19 protein-coding genes and 1 tRNA gene are annotated in these 22,826 nt (G+C 73.0%); 13 read left to right on the top strand and 7 right to left on the bottom strand.

Annotated features, from left to right (window positions below; all coding sequences use genetic code 11):
* The first annotated feature begins 136 nt into the window (after positions 1 to 136).
* From BX266_RS09275 to BX266_RS09305, 7 genes are all read left to right on the top strand, one after another.
* Entirely contained in the window at positions 137 to 589 is a 453-nt protein-coding gene (locus BX266_RS09275; protein WP_014135167.1) for a PaaI family thioesterase, read from the top strand.
* Positions 590 to 758: 169 nt separating this feature from the next.
* Positions 759 to 1,340 (top strand): Tat pathway signal sequence domain protein, encoded by a 582-nt coding sequence (locus BX266_RS09280; RefSeq protein ID WP_147437093.1) that lies wholly within the window; start codon positions 759 to 761, stop codon positions 1,338 to 1,340.
* A gap of 289 nt (positions 1,341 to 1,629) precedes the next feature.
* Positions 1,630 to 2,856, top strand: a complete 1,227-nt coding sequence (locus BX266_RS09285) for a branched-chain amino acid ABC transporter substrate-binding protein (RefSeq protein ID WP_099898426.1) — start codon at positions 1,630 to 1,632, stop codon at positions 2,854 to 2,856.
* 167 nt (positions 2,857 to 3,023) lie between these two features.
* Positions 3,024 to 3,953: a branched-chain amino acid ABC transporter permease gene (locus BX266_RS09290; protein ID WP_099898427.1), complete on the top strand. Its 930-nt coding sequence runs from the start codon at positions 3,024 to 3,026 to the stop codon at positions 3,951 to 3,953.
* A 17-nt stretch (positions 3,954 to 3,970) separates the two neighbouring features.
* Positions 3,971 to 5,794, top strand: coding sequence for a branched-chain amino acid ABC transporter permease (locus BX266_RS09295; RefSeq protein ID WP_099898428.1), 1,824 nt, complete (start codon positions 3,971 to 3,973; stop codon positions 5,792 to 5,794).
* Positions 5,795 to 5,802: 8 nt separating this feature from the next.
* Complete coding sequence (locus BX266_RS09300; protein ID WP_099898429.1) at positions 5,803 to 6,645, top strand: ABC transporter ATP-binding protein; 843 nt, start codon at positions 5,803 to 5,805, stop codon at positions 6,643 to 6,645.
* Positions 6,642 to 7,358 (top strand): ABC transporter ATP-binding protein, encoded by a 717-nt coding sequence (locus tag BX266_RS09305; protein WP_099898430.1) that lies wholly within the window; start codon positions 6,642 to 6,644, stop codon positions 7,356 to 7,358. The genes BX266_RS09300 and BX266_RS09305 overlap by 4 nt, the downstream gene beginning before the upstream one ends.
* A 74-nt stretch (positions 7,359 to 7,432) precedes the next feature.
* On the opposite strand, the gene BX266_RS09310 is transcribed toward BX266_RS09305, so the two are convergent.
* Positions 7,433 to 8,116: an ANTAR domain-containing response regulator gene (locus tag BX266_RS09310; protein ID WP_399169302.1), complete on the bottom strand. Its 684-nt coding sequence runs from the start codon at positions 8,114 to 8,116 to the stop codon at positions 7,433 to 7,435.
* A gap of 68 nt (positions 8,117 to 8,184) precedes the next feature.
* On the opposite strand from BX266_RS09310, the gene BX266_RS09315 reads away from it, so the two are divergent.
* Positions 8,185 to 8,258, top strand: a tRNA-Leu gene (locus BX266_RS09315).
* A gap of 88 nt (positions 8,259 to 8,346) precedes the next feature.
* Here the strand turns inward: BX266_RS09315 and BX266_RS09320 are convergent.
* Positions 8,347 to 9,342, bottom strand: a complete 996-nt coding sequence (locus BX266_RS09320; RefSeq protein WP_099898432.1) for a hypothetical protein — start codon at positions 9,340 to 9,342, stop codon at positions 8,347 to 8,349.
* Between the two features lie 186 nt (positions 9,343 to 9,528).
* Positions 9,529 to 10,842: a response regulator transcription factor gene (locus tag BX266_RS40810; RefSeq protein WP_099898433.1), complete on the bottom strand. Its 1,314-nt coding sequence runs from the start codon at positions 10,840 to 10,842 to the stop codon at positions 9,529 to 9,531.
* 148 nt (positions 10,843 to 10,990) lie between these two features.
* Here BX266_RS40810 and BX266_RS09330 point away from each other — a divergent pair, with 148 nt between their 5' ends.
* Positions 10,991 to 11,914 carry an NADP-dependent oxidoreductase gene (locus tag BX266_RS09330; RefSeq protein WP_099898434.1) on the top strand — a complete coding sequence of 308 codons (924 nt, stop codon included), beginning with the start codon at positions 10,991 to 10,993 and terminating at the stop codon, positions 11,912 to 11,914.
* A gap of 50 nt (positions 11,915 to 11,964) precedes the next feature.
* On the opposite strand, the gene pyk is transcribed toward BX266_RS09330, so the two are convergent.
* Positions 11,965 to 13,392 (bottom strand): pyruvate kinase, encoded by a 1,428-nt coding sequence (gene pyk, locus BX266_RS09335; RefSeq protein ID WP_099898435.1) that lies wholly within the window; start codon positions 13,390 to 13,392, stop codon positions 11,965 to 11,967.
* Between the two features lie 362 nt (positions 13,393 to 13,754).
* On the opposite strand from pyk, the gene BX266_RS09340 reads away from it, so the two are divergent.
* The 3 genes from BX266_RS09340 to BX266_RS09350 all read left to right on the top strand — a co-directional run bounded on the left by BX266_RS09340 (position 13,755) and on the right by BX266_RS09350 (position 17,150).
* A complete protein-coding gene (locus tag BX266_RS09340) occupies positions 13,755 to 15,584 on the top strand; it encodes a bifunctional UDP-sugar hydrolase/5'-nucleotidase (RefSeq protein WP_099898436.1) in 1,830 nt (609 codons plus the stop codon).
* A gap of 114 nt (positions 15,585 to 15,698) precedes the next feature.
* Positions 15,699 to 16,625, top strand: coding sequence for a hypothetical protein (locus tag BX266_RS09345; RefSeq protein ID WP_143686892.1), 927 nt, complete (start codon positions 15,699 to 15,701; stop codon positions 16,623 to 16,625).
* Positions 16,626 to 16,634: 9 nt separating this feature from the next.
* On the top strand, positions 16,635 to 17,150 hold the full coding sequence (locus BX266_RS09350) for a GNAT family N-acetyltransferase (RefSeq protein ID WP_099898438.1): 516 nt from the start codon (positions 16,635 to 16,637) through the stop codon (positions 17,148 to 17,150).
* Between the two features lie 14 nt (positions 17,151 to 17,164).
* On the opposite strand, the gene BX266_RS09355 is transcribed toward BX266_RS09350, so the two are convergent.
* From BX266_RS09355 to BX266_RS09365, 3 genes are all read right to left on the bottom strand, one after another.
* Entirely contained in the window at positions 17,165 to 18,622 is a 1,458-nt protein-coding gene (locus tag BX266_RS09355; protein WP_099898439.1) for an aldehyde dehydrogenase family protein, read from the bottom strand.
* Between the two features lie 57 nt (positions 18,623 to 18,679).
* Complete coding sequence (locus BX266_RS09360) at positions 18,680 to 19,549, bottom strand: helix-turn-helix transcriptional regulator (protein ID WP_099898440.1); 870 nt, start codon at positions 19,547 to 19,549, stop codon at positions 18,680 to 18,682.
* 125 nt (positions 19,550 to 19,674) lie between these two features.
* Positions 19,675 to 22,332 (bottom strand): AAA family ATPase, encoded by a 2,658-nt coding sequence (locus BX266_RS09365; protein ID WP_099898441.1) that lies wholly within the window; start codon positions 22,330 to 22,332, stop codon positions 19,675 to 19,677.
* Between the two features lie 96 nt (positions 22,333 to 22,428).
* Here BX266_RS09365 and BX266_RS09370 point away from each other — a divergent pair, with 96 nt between their 5' ends.
* Positions 22,429 to 22,791, top strand: coding sequence for a nuclear transport factor 2 family protein (locus tag BX266_RS09370; RefSeq protein WP_099898442.1), 363 nt, complete (start codon positions 22,429 to 22,431; stop codon positions 22,789 to 22,791).
* Positions 22,792 to 22,826 lie beyond the last annotated feature (35 nt).

Below are 22,826 nucleotides of genomic sequence, written 5' to 3' on the forward strand. Positions count from 1 at the left end.
CCGGTTGCACTGCCTCCCCGATCCTAGGGCCCGGCGGTGACATCTCCCGGCGCGGCGCGGAGCACCTCCCTACCGGCGGGTAGACAGTCGTACGATCGACGCGCGCACCCGCAGCGAACCCCCGAACAGGAGCACCATGACCGACGCGGCGCCCGTACTGAAAGTGCCCCAGGACGTGCTGGACCACTTCGCCAAGCTGGGGGTGAGCCCGGAGACCTTCTCGGGCGGGCACCTGGGCGAGAAGCTGGGCATCACCATCGTCGAGGCCTCCCCGGACCGGGTGGTCGGGACGATGCCGGTGGAGGGCAACCAGCAGCCGTACGGGCTGCTGCACGGCGGGGCGTCGGCGGCGCTGGCGGAGACGCTGGGCTCGATCGGCGCGATGCTGCACGCCGGCCCCGGCCGGTACGCGGTGGGCGTGGACCTGAACGCCACGCACCACCGTTCGGCCACCTCGGGCCTGGTGACGGGCGTGGCGACGGCGGTGTTCAAGGGCCGGACCGCGGCCACGTACGAGATCGCGGTGACCGACGACACCGGCCGCCGGATCACCTCCTGCCGGCTGACCTGCATGCTGCGCGACCTGTAGCGCGCCCCCGTTCCACCTCCGCGCGCCCCCTCGGGTTTGGCCGCGCCCCGCCAGGGGCAGTCTCGGCTGGACGAGGGGGCGCCGCCATGTCCGGAGAGCGCGAACTGCCAGGCACGCCAGGGGGTTCCTCGGTCCGGTGGAGCCGGGCGAGGGCACCTGGACGCCCCTCGTGCTGCCCTCCGACGAGCCGCCGCGGCTGCTGAGCCCGGGCCAGAAGCGCGTCCTGGTGACGGCGTTGCTGGCGGTGACGCTGTTCCTGACGGCCCGTCACGCGGCCAACCGGCCGGAGCACGCGGCGAACTCGCCGCCGCCCGCGCTGCCGCCGTTCCCCTCGCAGTCCACCAGGGTCAGCTACGGCGGCCCGGCGGCGTACGGACAGGAGTCCTTCGCGCTGCAGTTGACGGTGCACAACTCCGGTCCCGCGCCGGTGGACGTGCTGGGCGTCAGCCAGGGGTACCGGGGGCTGTCCGTGGTGGTCTCGGGCTGGCTGCCGCAGACGGTGCCGGTGGGGAGCACGGTGTCGCTGCGGGTGGGCCTGAAGGTGACGGACTGCGCGGCGGCGCCGGCCGACGCGGGGCTGCCTTTCCTCGATGTAACGCTGCGTAACACGCGCGCAATGGAGACGGTGAGTCAGATTCTGGGCGACTCCTACGCCCGCGACCTTTCGGCTGCGCTGCATTCGAGTTGCGACAATCCCGATAATCGGACACCCGCGACCACCCCCTCGGAGCCGGACAAACCTGTCCGATAATCGGAGAACCTGGTTGTGACCAGCGAGTTGGGGAGGGCAACCATCCACACCTCGGGACGGAGCCCGGGATTCCGGGCCCTGCCTGGGTTTTCCGACCATGATGTGAGATCAACTTCCAGCGTGGTCATAACAAGAGAATCACAGCCTCTCCTACCCCTCTGCCGGAGCCGTCCCGCCCGGTCTAGAGTCACGGCCAGTCACCGACTGTCCGATTACCGGGCTCGGTCGACGCGTTCCGGCACCGCCAGCCCTGTGCGCGTGTCTTCCAGTCCCGAAGGAGACCCTCGTCGTGCGAAAGAGCTCACTGCTTGTCGTGACCATTGCCGTAACCGGAGCGCTCACCCTCTCGGCCTGCGGCTCGCGCGGCGAAAAGTCCGGCACCAGCGGCGACGCGGGCGGCACCACCGTCACCATCGGCGTCGACGCACCGCTGACGGGCCCGCTCTCGGCCCTCGGCCTCGGCATCCAGCACTCCGTGGAACTGGCCGCCAAGATCGCGAACGACAACAAGGAAGTTCCCGGCGTCACCTTCAAGGTGAAGGCCCTGGACGACAAGAAGTCGCCCCAGGAAGGCCAGCAGAACGCCACCGCCCTCGTCGCCGACAAGAGCGTCCTCGGCGTCGTCGGCCCGCTGAACTCGGGCGTCGCCCAGTCCATGCAGCAGGTCTTCGAGTCGGCCGGCCTCGTCGAGGTGTCCCCGGCCAACACGAACCCCGCCCTCACCCAGGGCGAGAAGTTCGAGACCGCGAAGCAGCGCCCCTTCAAGACGTACTTCCGCACCGCGACCACGGACGCCATCCAGGGCCCGTTCGCCGCCCAGTACGCCTACAACGACCTCGGCAAGAAGACCGCCTACCTGATCGACGACAAGAAGACCTACGGCGTCGGCCTGGTCGGCGCCTTCCAGAAGGAGTTCACCAAGCTCGGCGGCACCATCAAGGGCCAGGACCACATCGACGAGAACAACCTGGACTTCTCGGCCGTGGTCACCAAGGCCAAGGCCGCCGGCGCCGACGTGATCTACTACGGCGGCGAGTACCCGCAGTCCGGCCCGCTCTCCGACCAGCTCAAGAAGGCCGGCGTCACCGCCCCCGTCTTCGGCGGCGACGGCATGTACGACCCGGAGTACATCAACAAGGCCAACAAGAACGCCAACGGCGACTTCGCGACCTCCGTCGGCGCCCCGGTCGAGTCCCTCGACTCCGCCAAGAAGTTCGTCGCCGACTACAAGGCGGCCGGCTACTCCGACCCGTACGCGGCCTACGGCGGCTACTCCTACGACGCCGCCTGGTCGATCATCCAGGCCGTCAAGGCCGCCGTCGCCGACAACGGCGGCAAGCTCCCGGCCGACGCCCGCGCCAAGGTCGTCTCCGCGATGAGCAAGGTCAGCTTCGACGGTGTCACCGGCAAGGTCGGCTTCGACGAGTACGGCGACGCCGTCAACAAGCAGCTCACCGTCTACACCGTCAAGGACGGCGCCTGGACGGTCGCCAAGAGCGGCACCTACTCCGGCTGACCTGCCGACTGAGAAACCGGCCGCCCCACCCGGCGGCGGCCTGACAGCACGCGACAGAACGAGCCACCGGCGGGGGCGCTGAGAACCAGCGTCCCCGCCGTTCCACAACGGTTCGTCCCATCCCGCAACCGAACCCCCCTACCCCGAATCCACTCGGAGGCCCAGCGGTGCACGAACTGCCGCAGCAGCTGGCCAACGGCCTGATCCTCGGCTCCCTCTACGGGCTGATCGCGATCGGCTACACAATGGTCTACGGCATTGTCCAGCTCATCAACTTCGCCCACGGCGAGATCTTCATGACCGGTGGGTTCGGAGCCCTCACCACGTACCTGGTCCTGCCCGACGGCATCGGGATCTGGCTCGCCCTCCCGCTCATGCTCCTCGGTGGCGTGCTGATCTCCGTCATCGTCGCCGTGGCCGCCGAGCGCTTCGCCTACCGCCCGCTGCGGGGCGCCCCGAAGCTGGCACCGCTCATCACCGCGATCGGCCTCTCCCTCGCGCTCCAGCAGGTCGTCGAGCAGTTCTACCCCGGCGCCAAGTCCGGCCGCAGCTTCCCGCAGCTGCCCGGCGGCCCGTACCACATCGGCAGCGTCACCCTGCAGCCCGCCGACATCTTCCTCTTCGTCGCCGCCCCGCTCTGCATGGGCGCGCTCGCCGCCTTCGTCGGCAAGACCCGCACCGGCCGGGGCATGCAAGCCACCGCGCAGGACCCCGACACCGCCAAGCTGATGGGCATCAACACCGACCGCATCATCGTGATCGCGTTCGCCCTCGGCGCCGCCTTCGCCGCGGTCGCCGCCATCGGCTGGGGGCTGCGCTACGGCCAGGTCGCCCCCACCATGGGCTTCCTCGCCGGCCTCAAGGCCTTCACCGCGGCCGTCCTCGGCGGCATCGGCAACATCTACGGCGCCATGCTCGGCGGCCTCGTCCTCGGTGTCGCGGAGGCCCTCGCCACCGCGTACATCCAGGAGATCCCCGGCATGCACCAGCTCGGCGGCGGCTCCTGGGCCAACGTCTGGGCCTTCGTCCTCCTGATCGTCGTCCTCCTCGTGCGGCCACAAGGCTTGCTCGGCGAGCGCGTCGCGGACCGAGCCTGAGGAACGGAGCAGCCACCATGACCACCACCAAGAGCCCCACCCTCCCGCTGCCGCTCCCGGCCGCCAAGGCGCTCGTCCTCGCGGGCGGCCTCGCCACCGCCGCCTCCACGTTCATCCACTGGACCTGGACCTCGGAGTTCCCCGGCGACCTCACCGTCGACGGCTACCCCGGCGGCCTGCAGATCCTGACCCTCGCGGCCGGGCTGCTCACCGCCCTCTTCGCACTGCCGCTGTACGGCGTGAAGGGCACCCGCTGGCTCACCCCTGCCGGCCCCAACGCGCCGGTGCTCGTCCTCGGCGCGGCCGCCGCGGCCACCACCTGGTTCACCCTGATCGCGATCGCCACCGAACTCGGCGGCCTCGCCAACCTGGAACCCGGTGGCTGGATCGCCGGCGTCGCCTCCCTGCTCCCCCTGGTCGGCGCCCTCGGCCTGCCGCAGACCGGCCCCGCCGTCGGCCGCCCCTCCTCCGGCGGCGTCCTCGCCATCGTCCGGCACCACCTCGGCTCCTTCGCCCGCCTGGTCGGCCCCAACCCCGACCTGGCCCCGGTGAAGCCGCTCAACCGCTGGGTCGAGACGCTGATCATCATCGCGGTCGCCGCCCTCGGCCTGACCGTCTTCACCTACGGCATCGTCACCGAGTACGGCGAGCTGTTCATCGGCTTCCTCGTCCTCACCGGCCTCGGCACCTGGGCCCTGATGCGCGCCGGACTCGTCTCCCGGCTCACCGCCCTCACCGCCCGACACCGCGGCACCACCACCGGGGCCGCCTTCGCCGCGGCCGCCGCCTTCCCCTTCACCCAGAGCGACGACCACTTCGCCTCGGTCGGCGTCAACATCCTGATCTTCGCCACCGTCGCCCTCGGCCTGAACGTCGTCGTCGGCCTCGCCGGCCTCCTCGACCTCGGCTACGTCGCCTTCCTCGGCGTCGGCGCCTACGCCGCCGCCCTGGTCTCCGGATCCACCAGCTCCCCCGTCGGCCTGCACCTGCCCTTCTGGGGCGCCGCCCTGGTCGGCATGGCCGCGGCCCTGGTCTTCGGCGTCGTCATCGGCGCCCCGACGCTGCGGCTGCGCGGCGACTACCTCGCCATCGTGACCCTCGGCTTCGGAGAGATCTTCCGCATCGCGGTCAACAGCCTCGACGGCGTCTCCGGCCCCAAGGTCACCAACGGCCCGAACGGCATCCGCAACATCCCCGACCTCGACATCCTCGGGTTCGACTTCGGCCAGGCGCACACCTTCGGTTCCTTCACCCTCGGGCGCTTCGCCAACTACTTCCTGCTGATGCTGCTCGTCACCGCGTTCGTGGTGACGGTCTTCAGCCGGGCCAACGACTCCCGGATCGGCCGCGCCTGGGTCGCCATCCGCGAGGACGAGACCGCCGCGCAGGCCATGGGCATCAACGGCTTCAAGCTCAAGCTGCTCGCCTTCGCCCTCGGCGCCGCGCTCGCCGGCCTCGCCGGCACCGTCATGGCCCACGTCAGCTACAGCGTCGTCCCGGACCCGTACCAGTTCGCCGGCGCCGTCCCGCCCAACAGCGCCTTCCTGGTCGCCGCCGTCGTCCTCGGCGGCATGGGCACCATCGCCGGACCGCTGCTCGGCGCCACCCTGCTCTACCTGATCCCCGAGAAGCTCGTCTTCCTGAAGGAGTACCAGCTCCTCGTCTTCGGCATCGCCCTCGTCCTCCTGATGCGCCTGCGGCCGGAGGGTCTCATCGCCAACCGCCGCGCACAGCTGGAGTTCCACGAGAAGGACGACGAGCCGGCGGCCCCCGCCCGGACCGACGACGACCCCGCCCGAACCGAACCCGGCCCCGCCGGCCTCACCACCGCAGGGGCGTGAGACACACCATGACCACCCAGACCGTCCCGGGTCCCCGTCCGGAAGGCGCCACGGCGGCCGCCCCGCTGCTCGAAGCCAGCGGCGTCATCATGCGCTTCGGCGGCCTCACCGCCGTCAACAACGTCGACCTGACCGTCGGCGAAGGCGAGATCGTCGGTCTGATCGGCCCCAACGGCGCCGGCAAGACCACCTTCTTCAACTGCCTCACCGGCCTCTACGTGCCCACCGAGGGCACGGTGAAGTACAAGGGCACCGTGCTGCCGCCCAAGCCGCACCTGGTCACCCAGGCGGGCATCGCCCGGACCTTCCAGAACATCCGGCTCTTCGCCAACATGACCGTCCTGGAGAACGTCCTGGTCGGCCGGCACACCCGCACCAAGGAGGGCCTGTTCTCGGCGATCCTGCGCGGTCCCGGCTACCGGCGCGCCGAGGCCGAGAGCCGGGAGAAGGCCATGGAGCTCCTGGAGTTCTGCGGCCTCGCGCACAAGGCCGAGCACCTGGCCCGCAACCTGCCCTACGGCGAGCAGCGCAAGCTGGAGATCGCCCGCGCCCTCGCCAGCGAGCCCGGCGTCCTGCTGCTGGACGAGCCCACGGCCGGCATGAACCCCCAGGAGACCAACGCCGCGGAGGAGTTGGTCTTCGCGATCCGCGACAAGGGGATCGCCATCCTGGTCATCGAGCACGACATGAAGTTCATCTTCAACCTGTGCGACCGCACCGCCGTGCTCGTCCAGGGCCAGAAGATCGTCGAGGGTGACAAGGAGACCGTCCAGAACGACGAGCGCGTGATCACCGCCTACCTCGGCACCCCGCTCGAAGGCACCACCGCAGGTACGGAGGACGACCAGTGACCGCTCTGCTCGAGGTCGAGGACCTCCGCGTCGCGTACGGCAAGATCGAGGCCGTCAAGGGCATCAGCTTCACGGTGAACCAGGGCGAGGTCACCACCCTGATCGGCACCAACGGCGCCGGCAAGACCACCACCCTGCGGACCCTGTCCGGTCTGCTCCGGCCGACCGCGGGGAAGATCCTGTTCGAGGGCGCGGCGATCGACGCCGTTCCCGCGCACAAGATCGTGTCGCTGGGCCTCGCCCACTCCCCCGAAGGCCGGCACATCTTCCCGCGGATGACGATCGAGGAGAACCTCCTCCTCGGCGCGTTCCTCCGCAAGGACGCGGCCGGCATCGCGGAGGACGTCGAGCGCGCCTACACGCTCTTCCCGATCCTCGGCGAGCGCCGCAAGCAGGCCGCCGGCACCCTCTCCGGCGGTGAGCAGCAGATGCTCGCCATGGGCCGGGCCATGATGTCCCGGCCGAGGCTGCTCATGCTGGACGAGCCCTCCATGGGCCTGTCCCCGCTGATGATGCAGAAGATCATGGCGACCATCGTGGAGCTGAAGGCGTCCGGCATGACCGTCCTGCTGGTCGAGCAGAACGCGCAGGCCGCGCTCTCGCTCTCCGACCGGGCGTACGTGATGACCACCGGACACATCACGCTCTCCGGCACCGGCGCGGAGCTGCTCCGCGACGACACGGTGCGCCGCCAGTACCTCGGCGAGGACTGACCGCCCGTCGGCGCAGCGCGAGAGCGCCCCGTCCCTCGGTGGGACGGGGCGCTCTCGCGTTGCGGGTGCGGGGCTCAGCCCTCGGCGGCCTCGGCCTTCTTGCGGTCCTGGGCGGCGCCTTCCTCGATCACGGCCTCGGCGACGGCGGCCATGGTCATCCGGCGGTCCATCGAGGTCTTCTGGATCCAGCGGAACGCGGCGGGCTCGTTCAGGCCGAACTTGGTCTGCAGCACGCTCTTGGCGCGGTCGACCAGCTTGCGGGTCTCCAGCCGCTGCGAGAGGTCCGCGATCTCCTGCTCCAGGGTGCGCATCTCGGTGTAGCGGGAGACCGCCATCTCGATGGCCGGCACCAGGTCGCTCTTGCTGAACGGCTTGACGATGTACGCCATCGCGCCGGCGTCGCGGGCCCGGTCGACCAGCTCGCGCTGGGAGAACGCGGTGAGCATCAGCACCGGCGCCAGGTGCTGCTCGTGGATCCGCTCGGCGGCGGAGAGGCCGTCCAGGACGGGCATCTTCACGTCCAGGATGGCCAGGTCGGGCTTGAGCTCCTCGACCAGCCGGACCGCGGTCTCGCCGTCCCCGGCCTCACCGACCACGGTGTAGCCCTCCTCCTCCAGCATCTCCTTGAGATCGAGGCGGATCAGTGCCTCGTCCTCGGCGATGACGATTCGGGTGATCTGGGGCGAGTCGGTGTCAAGCGGCTGGGGCTGCTCGTCGGCGGTGCTCACGGGGCTCCTCGGTCCGGCGGGGTGCTGCATGCATGAGCCTACCCAGACACGGTATGTTTGGTTCACCACGGTGGGGGGTCTGACCTTCGATCCGCTGGGCCCCGATAGCCCAATCGGCAGAGGCAACGGTCTCAAACACCGTACGGTGTGGGTTCGAATCCCACTCGGGGCACTTTCTCTTCGATTCCAAGGTCTCCTTTCCTTGGCTGCGCGCCGCCGGGGTGATCATCGCCACGGCGGCGCGGCGCGTTCCCGGGCGGTCAGGACAGCGGGCCGCTGTCGGCCAGGCCGGTGCCGGTGAGCTTGACGGGTGCGGCGGCGTTCGGGGCGTCGGTGACGGAGAAGGTGTAGTCGCCGTCGGTGGCGCCGCTGAACACGAACCAGGCGGCCTGGTCCTGGCGCAGCGGACGGTCCGGGTAGATGGCCTCGATCGGGGCGACGGTGGGGCCGACCTCCTGGCCGTTCGGGAGCTTCAGGCGCAGCACCGAGCCGTCGACGGCCATGCCGGCCGGGCCGACCGCGCCCTTCATGTCGAACAGCACCAGCACGGCGCGCTGGCCGGGCTTCAGGGTGGTGACGCCGTTCCCGTCGCCGAAGTCGGCGCGCACCTGCGCGGACTTGAGGTCGAGGGTGAGCCGGCCGGAGGTGATGCTGGTGCCGGACAGCTTCAGGTCGACGGGCTTGAGGCTGACGGCGGCGCGGCCGCCCTTGCCGAGCGGGACGACGGCCTGGGCGGTGCCGGGGGCGCCGAGCACGAAGGAGGCGCCGTCGAAGGCGAACGGGTGGCTCTTGTCGGTGACGCCGCGGAAGGTGATCGGCAGCGGGTTGGTCGCGCCGGGCACGGGCGGGACGGCGGTGCCCTGGTCGCCGGTGACGGGGGTGCCGCCGAGGTCGATGGCCAGGTCGGGCCAGTAGTTGACGGCGGTGGTCCGGAAGGTGTTGGTGACGGCGGTGTCCAGCACCACCTGGTAGTCGCCGTTCGCGCCGGGCGTGTACGTGGCGCTCTTCACCTCGAACTTGAGGCCGCCCCACCAGGCGGTCCTGCCGACCTGCACGGTCCTCGCGCCCTGCGTGCCGCTGCTCGCGGCGGCGCTCGCGGCGGCGGCCGGGGCCCCGGCGGGGTGGCTCGCGGTGGCGGCGGGCGCCGGGTCGTCGTCGTTGCAGGCGGTGGCGCCGGCGGCGATCAGCGCGGCGGCGGCCAGCGCGGCGGCGGTCCGGACGGTGCGTCTGGCGGGGCGGACGGAGCTGCGGTTCATGACGGGTTCCCTCCCGCGGCGCCGGTGTGGGATACGGGGTGCGGCGCCGTCGACCGGGACGCTACCCGCGCCCGCGGAGCCCGATCCGGCCCGTGACAGCTCCGGGACGAGGCCGCACCGCGCCGGTGATAACCGTGAACTCCCGACAACTGTAGGGTGGTTGACGAACTTTCCGGCCCTCCGCGGTCAGGACGCCAGGTGCAGCCCGGCCGGCAGTCCGGCCCGGTGCGCGAGGGCGGCGGCCTCGCCGCGCGAGGCGACGCCCAGCTTGGCCAGGATGTTGGCGACGTGGAACTTCACCGTGGACTCGCTGATGTGCAGTTCGGCGGCGATGTCCCGGTTGCGGCGGCCCCGGGCCAGCCGGTCGAGCACTTCGAGTTCGCGCGGCTGGAGGCCGTCCAGCGGGTCGCCGGCCGGGGCGGGGTCGGGCACCGCCAGCGGCAGGTCGACGGTGACGGTGGTGCCCCAGCCGGGCACCGCCTCGACGCTGCTGCGGCCGCCGAGCGCGGCGATCCGGTCGGCGGTGCGGTGCACCGTCAGGGCGTCGGCGGCCAGCACCCCGAGGCCGTCGCCGCGGACGGTGGCGCGCAGGCCGCCGCCCTCGGCGAACTGCCAGCCGACGTGCAGCCGGGTGGGCTTCTCCTGGTCGAGCATCAGCAGCACGGCGGCCCGGACGGCGTCCCGGGCGGCGTGTGCGGTGTCGGCGGGGACGGAGCGGCCGGCGTCGGCCGGCGGCGCGGCGTCCAGCCGGACCTTGGTGTGGCGCAGCAGCGGCCGCAGTTCGCGGGCCAGCCGGGCGAACGCGGCGTCGGCGGGCTCCTCGCTGAGCTCCCGGTCCAGGTCGGCGGAGCGGCGCAGCTCCAGCAGCGCGGTGACGGCGAGTTCGGTGGCGGCGCGGCGGGCGGCGGCGTCGTCCAGGTCGGCGGAGCGCAGCGGGGCGAGGATGGCGCTGAGCGCGGCGCTGTGGGTGCCGGTGGACTCGGCGAGCGCCCGGGCCCGGGCGCTCGCCGAGATCCGGGAGACCGCGGCCTGGGTGGGGGCGGCGTCGGTGGCCCGGTGGTCGGAGTGCGCGACCACCACGTCCCACAGCTGCTGGAGGACCGCCAGCGCGTCCGCGGGGACGGGCCCGGGGTCGGCGAGGACCAGCACCAGGACGGCGCCCTTGCCACCGCCCGGGCTGGTGGTCACCACCACCACGGGCCTGGTCCGGCCCGCGAGTTCGGCCTCGCCCTGCCAGGGCCGACCCGCACCGGCGGCCGCCACGGCCTGCTCGCCGAGCCGGGACAGCTCCAGGCTGCCGACCGCCGCCGACAGGTCGCCCGGGCCGACGGCGTGCGCCGGGGAGAACGCGCACACGCCGCTGAGCTGGGCGACCGCCAGGTGCGGGACCAGCGTGCCGACCACCTTCGACAGGCGTGCCAGCAGGCCGGAACGGGGTTCGCGCAGCACCTCGACGGCGCGGGCGAGCGCGTCCTGCGGGCGGTTCCACTGTTCGTCCATGGCTCCCAGCCTAGTCGGGGGCCGCCCGCCCGGGCCTGGCCGTTCGGCCAGGTCGAACTGTCCGAACGGCCGGCCGGGCGTGATCGTCCGGGGCGCAGGATGGAACCCGTCGAACCGAGCAACCCCCTTCCAGAGCAAGGACGTTCCGATGACCAAGGCGATCGCTTTCCCCGAGTACGGCAGCGCGGACGTGCTGCGTCCGATCGACGTCGAGCTGCCCGCCCCCGGGCCCGGCCAGGTGCTGGTCGAGGTCGGCGCGGCGGGCGTCAACCCGCTGGACCGCAAGCTGCGCGCCGGCGAGCTGGCCGGGGTCTTCCCGGTGACCTTCCCCTCGGTGCCCGGCTACGAGGTGGCCGGCACGGTGGCGGCGGTCGGACCGGAGGTGACCGGGTTCGCGGTCGGCGACGAGGTGTTCGGCGCGGTGACCGGCGGCGGCTACGCCGAGCGGGCGCTGGCCTCCGCCGCCCGGCTGACCCACCGGCCGGCCTCGCTGGACCGGGAGCTGGCCGCGGCGATCCCGGTGGCGGCGGAGACCGCCGAGCGGATCCTCGACACCCTCGGCGCGCGGGCCGGGCAGACCCTGCTGGTGCACGGTGCGGCGGGCGGCGTCGGCACCCTGCTGCTGCAGTTCGCCCGGGCCCGCGGCATCACCGTGGTCGGCACCGCGAGCGAGGCCAACCACGCCTACCTGCGCGAGCTGGGCGCGGTTCCGGTGGCGTACGGCGAGGGCCTGGCCGAGCGGATCCGGGCGGCCGCCCCGGGCGGCGTGGACCTGGCGGTGGACGCCACCGGGCAGGGCGACGTGCTGCGGCTGTCGATCGAACTGACCGGCGGCGCCGACCGGGTGGTGACCATCGCGGACGCGGTGGGCGCGGAGCGGTACGGGGTGCGGTTCAGCGCGGGCGGCGACGACGCCTCCCAGCAGCGCGCCCACGCGGCGGCGCTGGCCCTGCACGAGGCCGGCACGCTGGTGCTGCCGCTGCACCGGGTGCTGCCGCTGGCGGACGCCGCCGAGGCGCACCGGCTCAGCGAGCAGGGGCACCTGCGCGGCAAGATCGTCCTGACGGTGTGACAGCAGCCGGAAGGGGCCGCCCCGGTCGGGGCGGCCCCTCCGTCACGGGGTCAGTTGTCGAGTTCGCCGACGTGGTGCACGCGCACCAGGTTGGTGGAGCCGGCCAGGCCGGGCGGGGAGCCGGCGGTGATGATCACGATGTCGCCGGGCTTGCAGCGGCCGAGGCTCAGCAGCGCGGAGTCGACCTGGGCGACCAGTTCGTCGGTGGTGGTGACGAACGGGCCGAGGAAGGTCTCCACGCCCCAGGTGAGCGCCAACTGGCTGCGCACGGCGGGCTCGTAGGTGAAGGCCAGGACCGGGATCGGCGAGCGGTACCGGGTCAGCCGACGGGCGGTGTCGCCGCTCTGGGTGAACGCGATCAGGTACTTGGCGTTCAGGAAGTCGCCGATCTCGGCGGCGGCCCGGGCCACCGCGCCGCCCTGGGTGCGGGGCTTGCTGCTCGCGGTCAGCGGCGGCAGCCCGTCCGCCAGGACGTCCTCCTCGGCGGCCTCGACGATCCGGGCCATGGTCTTGACCGTCTCCACCGGGTACTTGCCGACGGAGGTCTCCCCGGACAGCATCACCGCGTCGGTGCCGTCGAGCACCGCGTTGGCGACGTCCGAGGCCTCGGCGCGGGTCGGCCGGGAGGCGTTGATCATCGAGTCCAGCATCTGGGTGGCGACGATCACCGGCTTGGCGTTGCGCTTGGCCAGCTTGACCGCGCGCTTCTGGACGATCGGCACCTGCTCCAGCGGGAGTTCGACGCCCAGGTCGCCGCGGGCGACCATGATGCCGTCGAAGGCGTCCACGATGGACTCCAGGTTCTGCACCGCCTGCGGCTTCTCGATCTTGGCGATCACCGGGATCCGACGGCCCTCCTCGGCCATGATCCGGTGCACCTCGTCGACATCCTTCCCGCTGCGCACGAACGACAGCGCGATGATGTCGGCCCCGGTCCGCAGTGCCCAGCGCAGGTCTTCGACGTCCTTGTCGGAGAGCGCGGGCACCGAGACGGCGACCCCGGGCAGGTTCAGGCCCTTGTGGTCGGAGACCAGGCCCCCCTCGATCACGATGCAGTGCACCCGGGGGCCCTCGACGTGGGTGACCTCCAGGCAGACCCGGCCGTCGTCGACCAGGATCCGCTCGCCGCGCGAGACGTCCGCGGCGAGGCCCTTGTAGGTGGTGCCGCAGATCTCCCGGTCACCGGGGACGTCGTCGACCGTGATGGTGAACTCGTCCCCGCGTTCCAGCAGGACCGGCCCGTCGGCGAAGGTCGCCAGCCGGATCTTCGGGCCCTGCAGGTCGGCCAGCACCCCCACGCTGCGACCTGACTCGTCCGAGGCCTTGCGGACCCGGTGGTAACGCTCCTCGTGCTCCGCGTGGGAGCCGTGGCTGAGGTTCAGTCGGGCGATGTCCATGCCCGCGTCGACCAGGGCCTTGATCTGGTCGTACGAGTCCGCGGCAGGCCCGAGAGTACAAACGATTTTTGCTCGGCGCATACCCCAGAGCCTAGGCATTACCGGGGCGTAACAGCGCTGTTCCGGCCAGTCCCCCCATGGCAGTTGGCGAAAGATTTGATGAACGGACCTGCCCGGCACGGCGGGTGGCGGCAGGGTGATCCGGCCCTGCCGACCTTGACGGACGCGCGTGCGAGCCGGTCCGGGCGGCGACGCGTCCGGGTCACCCAGATCTCACCTGTTGGAAAGCTCGCGGGGCTGGTCCCGGCGGCCAGAACCGGGCAGACTGCCAGACACGTTTTCTACGCGCGTCACCACGGGTGGCGGGGTGTCACCTGCCCTGCCGCCCACCCCGGTTGACGGCCCCGTTTGACGGCCCCGTACCGCCCGACTTGGAGTCCTCGATGACCCTGAACCGCCGTGACTTCGTCACCCGCTCCGCCGCGACCGCGGCCGGGGCCGCCCTGGTCGGCGGCCTGTCCGCCGCCGCGGCCACCCCCGCCGCCGCCGCCGACCTCGACGAGTCCCACGGCCGGGGCCCCGTGCCGTTCAGGACGAGCTTCACCGTGATGGGCACCACCGACCTGCACGGCCACGTCTTCAACTGGGAGTACTTCACCGACTCCGAGTACGACGACAAGGCGCACAACGACGTCGGCCTGGCCAAGATCTCCACCCTGGTCGAGCAGGTCCGCAAGGAGAAGGGCCGCGGCCACACCCTGCTGATCGACGCCGGCGACACCATCCAGGGCACCCAGCTGTCCTACTACTTCGCCCGGATCGAGCCGATCACCGGCAAGAAGGCCCCGCGCCACCCGATGGCCGCCGCCATGAACGCCATCGGCTACGACGCCGCCGCGCTCGGCAACCACGAGTTCAACTACGGCATCCCGCTGCTGCGCGCCTACCAGGACCAGCTCGACTTCCCGCTGCTCGGCGCCAACGCGCTGAACGCCAAGGACGAGAAGCCGGCCTTCCCGCCCTACGTCATCCGCGAGCTGCACCTCGGCCACGGCCGCCCGCTCCGGGTCGGCATCCTCGGCCTGACCAACCCCGGCATCGCGATCTGGGACAAGGCCAACGTGCAGGGCCAGCTGACCTTCCCGGGCATCCCCGAGGTCGCCGCCAAGTGGGTGCCGAAGCTGCGCGCCGCCGGCGCCGACGTGGTCGTGGTCTCCGCCCACACCGGCGTCGACGACCCGTCCTCCTGGGGCGACCAGCTGCCCTACGCCGAGAACGCGGGCGCCGCGATGGCCGCCTCGGTGCCCGGCATCGACGCGATCCTGGTCGGCCACGCCCACAAGGAGATCCCGCAGCGGATCGTGGTCAACGAGCAGACCGGCAAGAACGTCGTGCTGTCCGAGCCCGCCCTCTGGGGCGAGCGCCTGACCTGCTTCGACTTCGAGGTCGAGTTCTGCCGCGGCCGGTGGACCGTCACCGGCGTCAGCTCGCGCCTGCTGAACTCCAACACCGTCGCCGAGGACCCGAAGATCGTCGAGCTGGTCGACGCCCAGCACAAGAAGGTCGTCGCCTACGTCAACCAGGTCATCGGCACCTGCAAGGAGACCCTCTCCATCGCCGAGTCCCGGTTCAAGGACACCCCGATCATCGACCTGATCGGCCGGGTCCAGGCCGACGCGGTGCGCGACGCGCTGGCCGGCGGCCAGTACGCGAGCCTGCCGGTGCTGGCCCAGGCCGCGCCGTTCAACCGCACCGCCGTCATCCCGGCCGGCGAGGTCAAGCTGCGCGACGCGGCCGGCCTGTACATCTACGAGAACACCCTGGAGGCCCGCCTGCTGACGGGCGCCCAGATCAAGGACTACCTGGAGTACTCCGCCAAGTACTACGCCCAGGTCGCCCCGGGCGACCCGATCAACCTGGACACCCTGACCAACCAGTCCAACAACACCCCCGACTACAACTACGACTCGATCTACGGGGTCAGCTACGACATCGACATCGCGCAGCCGGTCGGCAGCCGCATCGTCAACCTGTCGTACCAGGGCGCCCCGGTCGACCCGGCCGGGCAGTTCGTCCTCGCGGTCAACAACTACCGCGCCAACGGCGGCGGCAACTTCCCGCACGTCGCCAAGGCCCAGCAGGTGTGGGCGAACTCCGACGAGATCCGCAACACCATGATCGCCTGGGTGAAGGCCAAGGGCGTGATCGACCCGACCGAGTTCTACGGCACCGGCGGCTGGCGCCTGGTCCGGGCCGGCGTCCCGCTGTTCTGAGTCCCCGCCGGGCAGGGGCCGTCCGCGCGCGGGCGGCCCCTGCCGCGTTCCCGGGAACCGGTCCGGCCGGCGCCCCGTCCAACGACCGTCTGACCGGGAGCACCAGGGGGCACCATGCGTGGACGGATCGTACTGGCGGTGGCGGTCGCCGCCCTGCTGCTCGGCGGGTGCGGCGCGGAGCGGACCGGCACCGCGCCGATCGGCCGCCCGCAGCCCGGCCTGATCACGGCCGGGCCAGAGGTGCGCCCCGCCACCGGAGCCGCCGCCGTGCGCGCCGCCGAGATCACCGCCGCCTGGCCCGGCTCGGCCGCGGCCGAAGCCTGGGAGCACGGCTACTACCCGGTGGAGGACACCACCGAGTGGCTGCCCGCGGACGCCTTCCACGACGGCGCCGACAAACTCGCCTACGGCGACGGCCGGTTCGACCTGCGGACCGGCCTCCCGGTCACCTTCTCCGGGGCCGCACAGGTCGAGTTCGCCGACGGCTCCAGGCTCACCCTGCCGCTGCGCTCCGCGCAGGACACCTACACCTCGCTCACCCACCGCAGCGACTCCTGCGCCGCCGACTGCGGGCACCGGCTCACCGTCACCGCCGTCCGGCCCGGCACCACCACCGTCGCCACCAGCCGCGGTCGGGCCACCGTCCCGGTCTGGGAGTTCACCGTGGCCGGCTACGACCAGCCGTTCCGCTACCCCGCCGTGCTCTCGCAGCGGCCACCGGTCAAGGCCGAGGGCTGGGTCGGCGACGGCACGGCCACCACCTTGCGGTCGGTCTCGGCGGACGGCCTGGTGCTCACCGCCACCGTCCCGTTCGGCTGCGACACGGTCGGCCCCGGCACCGTCCACGAGACCGACCGCGCCGTCGTCCTGATCGGCCGCACCACCCCGCAGGCGCTCGGCCCCGACGAGGCCTGCCCGGCCATGCTCGGCTACGCCCCGGTGGAGTTCCGCCTCGCCCGTCCGCTCGGCGACCGCGTGGTGCTCGGACTCGTCGACGGCCTCCCGCAGCTCCCCGCGACGGGGCCGTCCGTCCCGCAGTAGCCTGCCGCCATGTCGACGACGACCACCGAACGCCTCGTCCTGCGCCCCTGGCGACCCGCCGACCGGGACCGCGCCTACGACCTCTACTCCCGCTGGGAGGTGGCCCGTTGGCTGGGCGCCCAGCCCCGCGTGCTGGCCTCTCCCGAGGAGGCGGACGCCCTCCTGGAACGGTTCGCCGCCCGCTGCACCCCCGACGGGCGGTACGGGATCTGGGCGGTGGAGGTCCGGGAGACCGGGGTGGTGGCGGGCTCCGTGCTGCTCGTGCCGATCCCGGACGGCGACGGCGAGATCGAGGTCGGCTGGCACTTCCACCCCGACAGCTGGGGCAACGGCTGGGCGACCGAGCCCGCCCGCGCCGTCCTGGCCGGCGCGTTCGCCGCCGGCCTGCCGGAGGTCCACGCGGTGGTCCGCCCCGACAACGCCCCGTCGATCGCCGTCTGCCGGCGCCTCGGCATGACCCCGCTGGGCCGCACCACCCGTTGGTACGGCACCGAGTTGGAGGCGTTCCGGCTGACCCGCGACTGACGGGGCGGCCCGGATCAGAACGGGAAGCGGGAGCGCCCGTGCTGGATGGAGATCCACTTGACGGTGGTGAAGGCGTCGATGCTGGTGTCGCCGTTGAGGCGGCCGACGCCGGAGTTCTTCTCGCCGCCGAACGGGACCGCGGGCTCGTCCGCGATGGTGCCGTCGTTGACGTGGATCATGCCGGTGTCGATCCGCTGGGCGAACCTGACGCCGCGTTCGGTGTCGGCGGTGTGGACGGCGCCGGAGAGGCCGAACGGGGTGTAGTTGGCGATCCGGACCGCCTCTTCCTCGCCGTCGAAGGGGATCAGCAGCGCGACGGGGCCGAAGACCTCGCGCCGCAGGATCGGCGCGTCCGCCGGTATGTCGGTGAGCACGGTGGGCCGGACCAGGGTGCCGACGGTGCTGCCGTGGAGCAGGGCGCGGGCGCCGTCGGCCAGCGCCCGGTCGACCTCGGCGGTGATCGCCTCGGCCTGGGCGGAGTTGATGAGCGGCCCGAGCTGGGTGGCGGGGTCGCCGGGGTCGCCGGCCACCAGGGAGGCGACCTTGGCGGTGAACTTCTCGCTGAACTCGGCGAACAGCGCGCGGTCGACCAGGATCCGGTTGGCGGCCATGCAGATCTGGCCCTGGTGGACGAAGCGGCTGGCGACGGCGGCGTCCACCGCGTAGTCGACGTCGGCGTCGTCGAGGACCACCAGCGCGCTGTTGCCGCCGAGTTCGAGGACCACCCGCTTGAGCCGGCCGGCGGCGACGGCGGCGACGTGCCGGCCGACGGAGTCGGAGCCGGTGAAGGCGATGACCTTGGGAACGGGGTGCTCGATGAAGGCGTCGCCGATCTCGGCGATGTCGGTGAGCACCACGTTGAGCAGACCGGCGGGCAGGCCGGCCTCCTCGAAGATCCTGGCGATCAGGGTGCCGCCGGCCACGGGGGCGTCCTGGTGCGGCTTGAGGACGACGGCGTTGCCGAGGGCGAGGGCCGGGGCGACGGCCTTCAGGGAGAGGAAGACGGGGGCGTTGAAGGGGCTGATCACGCCGACCACGCCGACCGGGAGGCGGTAGAGCCGGTTCTCCTTGCCGGGCACCGGCGAGGGCAGGATCCTCCCCTCGGCGCGCAGCGCCACCGACATCGCCTCCCGCAGCATGTCCTTGACCAGGGAGAGTTCGAAGCCGGACTTCATCAGGGTGCCGCCGAGTTCGACGGTCATCACCTGGAGGATCTCGGCCTCGCGGGCCTCGACCACCTGGAGGGCGCGTTCGAAGACCAGGCGCCGCTCGTAGGGGCTGGTGGCGGCCCAGGCGGGCTGGGCGCGCTCGGCGGCGCGGTAGGCCTGGTCGATCTCCTCGGCGGTGGCGACCGTGAAGGAGGCGAGCTTCTCCCCGCTGAAGGGATCCAGGTCCACGATGTCCCAGGAGCCGGTACCCGGCCGCCACTGGCCGTCGATGTACTGCTGGGCGAGTTCCGCGATCAAGGACATCTGATCCCTTTCGGCGCTGGCGACCACCTACTGACGGATCATCATCTTAATTGTGTACTAGCCCTCTTGGAGGATCTCCGCGAGAAGCGCCCTGGTCTCGTCCTCCGACAGCGCGGCCGCCCACACCCGCTCCAGCGCGGTGGAGTACTCGTCCACCTCGACCGGCTTGTCCAGGTACAGCGCGGTGGTGAACTGCTCGACGTACACCACGTCCGCGAGGTCCGGCTCGGGGAAGCACAGCAGGGTGAACGCCCCGCTGTCGGCCGCCAGCGCGCCCATGCCCAGGGGCAGCACCCGCAGGCTGATGGTCTCCCGCAGCGACAGCTCGGACAGCCGCTCCAGCTGACCGCGCATCACCTCGGGGCCGCCGCACGGGCGGCGCAGCGCCGTCTCGTCGACGATCAGCTCCAGCCGGGCCGTGCTGTCGGCGGCCAGGAAGCGCTGCTGGCGGCGGAGCCGGACGGCCGCCCGGCGTTCGATCTCCTCGTCCGGCGCGGCGGGGCTACCCGCCCGCATCACGGCGTGCACGTAGTCCGGGGTCTGCAGCAGCCCGGGCACGAACTGCACCTCGTAGCTGCGGACCAGGTTCGCGGCGTCCTCCAGGTTGAGGTACGTCTGGAACCAGCCCGGGATGACGTCCCCGTAACCGTGCCACCAGGCGGGGGCGTTGGTCTCGCCGACCAGTCCCAGCAGGGCGGAGCGGGACTCCTCGTCCTCCACGCCGTACAGGGTCAGCAGGTCCGCGACGTCGCGCTGCTTGAAGCCGACCCGGCCGAGTTCCATCCGGCTGATCTTCGACTCCGAGGCCCGGATCGAGTAGCCCGCGTCCTCCCGGGTCACGCCGCGGGCCTCGCGCAGCCGCCGCAACTGGGCGCCCAACTGGATGCGACGCGCGGTCGCACCGCTGCCCGTCTGCAGGCCCGTCATGCAAACCTCCGCCCCGGATTAACAGTTGGACCCCGTGGGAGCAGTCTGCCACTGCGTGACGACACTCCGCGAGGGCCTTCCGGCATTTGGCCAAGCTGTTGTAAACGACGGGGTTTCGACGCCGGTCAGGACAGCGCCGGCAGCACCCCCGCCAGCTCGGTGCGGGAGACCACCCCGAGCTTGGGGTACGCCTTGTACAGGTGGTGCCCGACGGTGCGGGCGCTGAGGAACAGCTGGGCCGCGATGTCCCGGTTCGACAGGCCCTGCGCGGCCAGCCGGACGATCTGCGACTCCTGCGGGGTCAGCCCCGCCACCACGCCTGCCGGGCCGCCGGCGGGGGCCGCCCCGGTGGCGTCCAGCTCCAGCCGGGCGCGCTCCGCCCAGGGCAGTGCGCCCAGTCGCCGGAAGGTCTGCTCGGCGGAGCGCAGCGGCGCCCGGGCCTCGGCCTTGCGCCGGCCGCGCCGCAGCCACTCGCCGTACAGCAGCTCGGTGCGGGCCTGCTCCCACGGGCGGGGCTGCTCGGCGTGCCCGGCGAGCGCGGCCAGGAAGCGTTCCTCGGCCCACTCGTCGGGGGCGAGCAGCGCGTGGCAGCGGTGCACCAGCGCCCGGGCCCACGGCTGCCCGCTGCGGGCGGCCCACCGCTCGAAGCGGTCCAGCGGCTCGGCGAGCTGCTCGGTGGCGCGCAGCCGGACCGCGGCCTCCACCAGGTCGGGCACCGAACGGGTCGCGGAGACGTGGAAGCCGTGCGCGCCGCGGGCGATCGCCGCCAGCTGCCCGAGCGCGTCCTCGGCCCGCCCGGCGCCCAGCTCCAGCACGCCGAGCGCCCAGCGCGCCCACGGCCCGCCGGCCCCGCCCCGGGCCTGCGCCTCGGCGGCGTGCTCGCGGCACCGGGCCTCCTCGCCGCGGACGGCCGCCAGGTGGGCCAGGAAGCCGTGCAACTGGCCGGACCACAGCGGCTGTCCGCTGTCCAGGGCGAGCTGCAGGGCCTCCGCCGCGTGGTCGGCCGCCACGCCCGGGCGGCCGTCGAACAGCTCGGCCTCGGCGAGGAAGAACAGCAGGGTGGGCAGCGTCCCGAACGCGCCGGCCTCGCGGGCCTCCCGGACCAGCCGGCGGGACAGGTCCAGCGCCTCCCGGTCGTGGCCGGGCACCAGGGCGGCCCCGCAGGGCAGCAGAAGGTCCACCGGCACGGCCGCGCCGGCTGCCCGGGCCGCCCGCTCGGCCTCCGGCAGCGTCGGCCCGGCGGACCCGCCGAGGGCGGCCGCCAGGTAGCCCACCAGCGGCGCCAGCGGGTCTCCGGCCGGCAGCGCCAGCGCGCCCAGGGCGTCGAGGGTGTCGCGCACCGCCGCCGCATCGTCGTACCAGGCCGCGTGCAGGGCCTGTACCAGCACCCGGGCCGCCGGGCCGGGCGCCCGGTCCGCGACCAGGCCGGCTGCCTCCACCAGCCGCCGGTGCGCGGCCCGGTGCTCGCCGCGCCAGAACTCGGCCACCCCGCGGGCGAACAGCAGGTGCGCCCGGGTCACCGGGTCGGCGTCCGGGGTGTCCGCGGCGGCGGCCAGCCGCTCGGCCCGGTCGACCTCGCCCGCCTCCAGTGCGGCTTCCACCGCGGCCACCGTCAACTCCCGCTCCCGCGCCCGGTCCTGGCTCAGCCGGGCGGCCCGCTCGTACGCCGCGGACGCCCCGGTGTGCCCGCCCCGGGAGGCCGCCCCCGCGGCCGCCGCGGCCAGCTCCTCCGCCGCACCCTCGTCGCGTCCGGTCGCCGCCAGCGCCCGGTGCCAGGCCCGCCGCAGCGGCTCCGCCGGGCCGTACGCCCGGGCCAGCGCCGCGTGCGCGGCCAGCCGGTCGGCCAGCGGCGCCCGGTCCACCAGCGCGGAGCGCAGCAGCGGATGACGGAACGTCACCCGCTGCTCGGCCAGCTCCACCCGCAGCAGGCCCGCCTCCTCGGCCGGCCCCAGGTCCGCGACCGTCAGGCCGCAGTCCCCCGCCGCCCGCAGCAGCACCTCCAGCGACCCGGCCTCCTCCAGCGCGGCCAGCAGCAGCCAGCGCTGCGCCCCGGCGGGCAGCCGGCTGACCTGCCCGTGGTAGGCCAGCCGCAGCCGGCCGGCCGGCGGCAGCCCGCCCTGCGCGCCCTGCGCGGGCAGCTCCACCAACGCCAGCGGATTGCCCTGCGCGGCCGCCAGCACCCCGGCCCGGTCGGTGAGTCCGGGGGCGGTGCGGGCGAGCAGCGCGACCGCGGCGGCCTCCGCCAGCGGCTCGACCCGCAGCTCCGGCAGGCCGGCCGGCTCCGGGCCGTCCGCCCTGGTCGCCAGCAGCACCGCGACCCGCTCCGCGCCCAGCCGGCGGGCCGCCACCTGCACGGCCTGCGCCGACTCCTGGTCCGCCCACTGCAGGTCGTCCAGCAGGCACAGCACCGGCGACTCCTCCGCCAGGTCGCCGAGCAGGGTCAGCACCGCCAGCCCGACCAGCAACCGGTCCCCCGCCGGGCCCTCGGCCAGCCCCAAGGTCCGCTCCAGCGCGGCCCGTTGCGGCCCGGGCAGCGCCCCGACCCGGTCCAGCACCGGCGCCAGCAGCTGGCTGAGCAGCGCGTAGGGCAGCCGGGCCTCCGACTCCACGCCCGCCGCCCGCAGCACCCGGCCCCCGGCGGCCGCCGCCGCCGCCGCGTCCAGCAGCGCGGTCTTCCCGATCCCCGGCTCGCCGCGCAGCACCAGCACCCCGCTGCGCCCCTCGGCCGCCTCCGCCAGCAGCCGGCCGATGACCGCCTGCTCCGTCCCCCGTCCGTACAGCATGGCCCGACCCTACCTATGCGTGACGGATTCCGTGGGCCGAGGAGCTCCGTACCTTCTTGTCCTGCAAGGGAAACCGCACCTCAGAAGGAGCCCACGATGGACCTGCAGAGCCTCGCCGAGCGCTACCTCGCCGCCTGGAACGAGACCGACCCGGCCGCCCGCCGCAAGCTGGTCGAGGAGACCTGGGCGCCGGACGGCCGCTACGTGGACCCGCTGGTCGAGGCCCGCGGCCACGAGCAGTTCGACGCCACCCTGGCCGCCGTCCAGGCCCAGTTCGCCGGCCTGGTGTTCCGCCTCGGCCAGGTCGACGCCCACCACGACGTCGCCCGCTTCACCTGGGAACTCGCCCCGGAGGGCGCGGCGGAGGCCCTGGTCGTCGGCTTCGACGTCCTCACCGCGACCGAGGACGGCCGGATCGCCACCGTGGTCGGCTTCCTGGACCGCGTGCCGACGGCCTGAGCCCGGGAACGACAACGACGCCTGCCCTTACCTGG

The organism is Streptomyces sp. TLI_171 (assembly GCF_003610255.1).
In the GTDB taxonomy this organism is placed as follows: Bacteria; Actinomycetota; Actinomycetes; order Streptomycetales; family Streptomycetaceae; genus Kitasatospora.

Coding starts and splice junctions, on each gene's coding strand:
- BX266_RS09295 (WP_099898428.1), top strand. CDS start 3,971: ATGACCACCACCAAGAGCCCCACCCTCCCGCTGCCGCTCCCGGCCGCC.
- BX266_RS09340 (WP_099898436.1), top strand. CDS start 13,755: ATGACCCTGAACCGCCGTGACTTCGTCACCCGCTCCGCCGCGACCGCG.
- BX266_RS09330 (WP_099898434.1), top strand. CDS start 10,991: ATGACCAAGGCGATCGCTTTCCCCGAGTACGGCAGCGCGGACGTGCTG.
- BX266_RS09360 (WP_099898440.1), bottom strand. CDS start 19,549: ATGACGGGCCTGCAGACGGGCAGCGGTGCGACCGCGCGTCGCATCCAG.
- BX266_RS09370 (WP_099898442.1), top strand. CDS start 22,429: ATGGACCTGCAGAGCCTCGCCGAGCGCTACCTCGCCGCCTGGAACGAG.
- BX266_RS40810 (WP_099898433.1), bottom strand. CDS start 10,842: ATGGACGAACAGTGGAACCGCCCGCAGGACGCGCTCGCCCGCGCCGTC.
- BX266_RS09355 (WP_099898439.1), bottom strand. CDS start 18,622: ATGTCCTTGATCGCGGAACTCGCCCAGCAGTACATCGACGGCCAGTGG.
- BX266_RS09300 (WP_099898429.1), top strand. CDS start 5,803: ATGACCACCCAGACCGTCCCGGGTCCCCGTCCGGAAGGCGCCACGGCG.
- BX266_RS09310 (WP_399169302.1), bottom strand. CDS start 8,116: ATGCAGCACCCCGCCGGACCGAGGAGCCCCGTGAGCACCGCCGACGAG.
- BX266_RS09345 (WP_143686892.1), top strand. CDS start 15,699: ATGCGTGGACGGATCGTACTGGCGGTGGCGGTCGCCGCCCTGCTGCTC.
- BX266_RS09365 (WP_099898441.1), bottom strand. CDS start 22,332: ATGCTGTACGGACGGGGGACGGAGCAGGCGGTCATCGGCCGGCTGCTG.
- BX266_RS09350 (WP_099898438.1), top strand. CDS start 16,635: ATGTCGACGACGACCACCGAACGCCTCGTCCTGCGCCCCTGGCGACCC.
- BX266_RS09275 (WP_014135167.1), top strand. CDS start 137: ATGACCGACGCGGCGCCCGTACTGAAAGTGCCCCAGGACGTGCTGGAC.
- BX266_RS09320 (WP_099898432.1), bottom strand. CDS start 9,342: ATGAACCGCAGCTCCGTCCGCCCCGCCAGACGCACCGTCCGGACCGCC.
- pyk (WP_099898435.1), bottom strand. CDS start 13,392: ATGCGCCGAGCAAAAATCGTTTGTACTCTCGGGCCTGCCGCGGACTCG.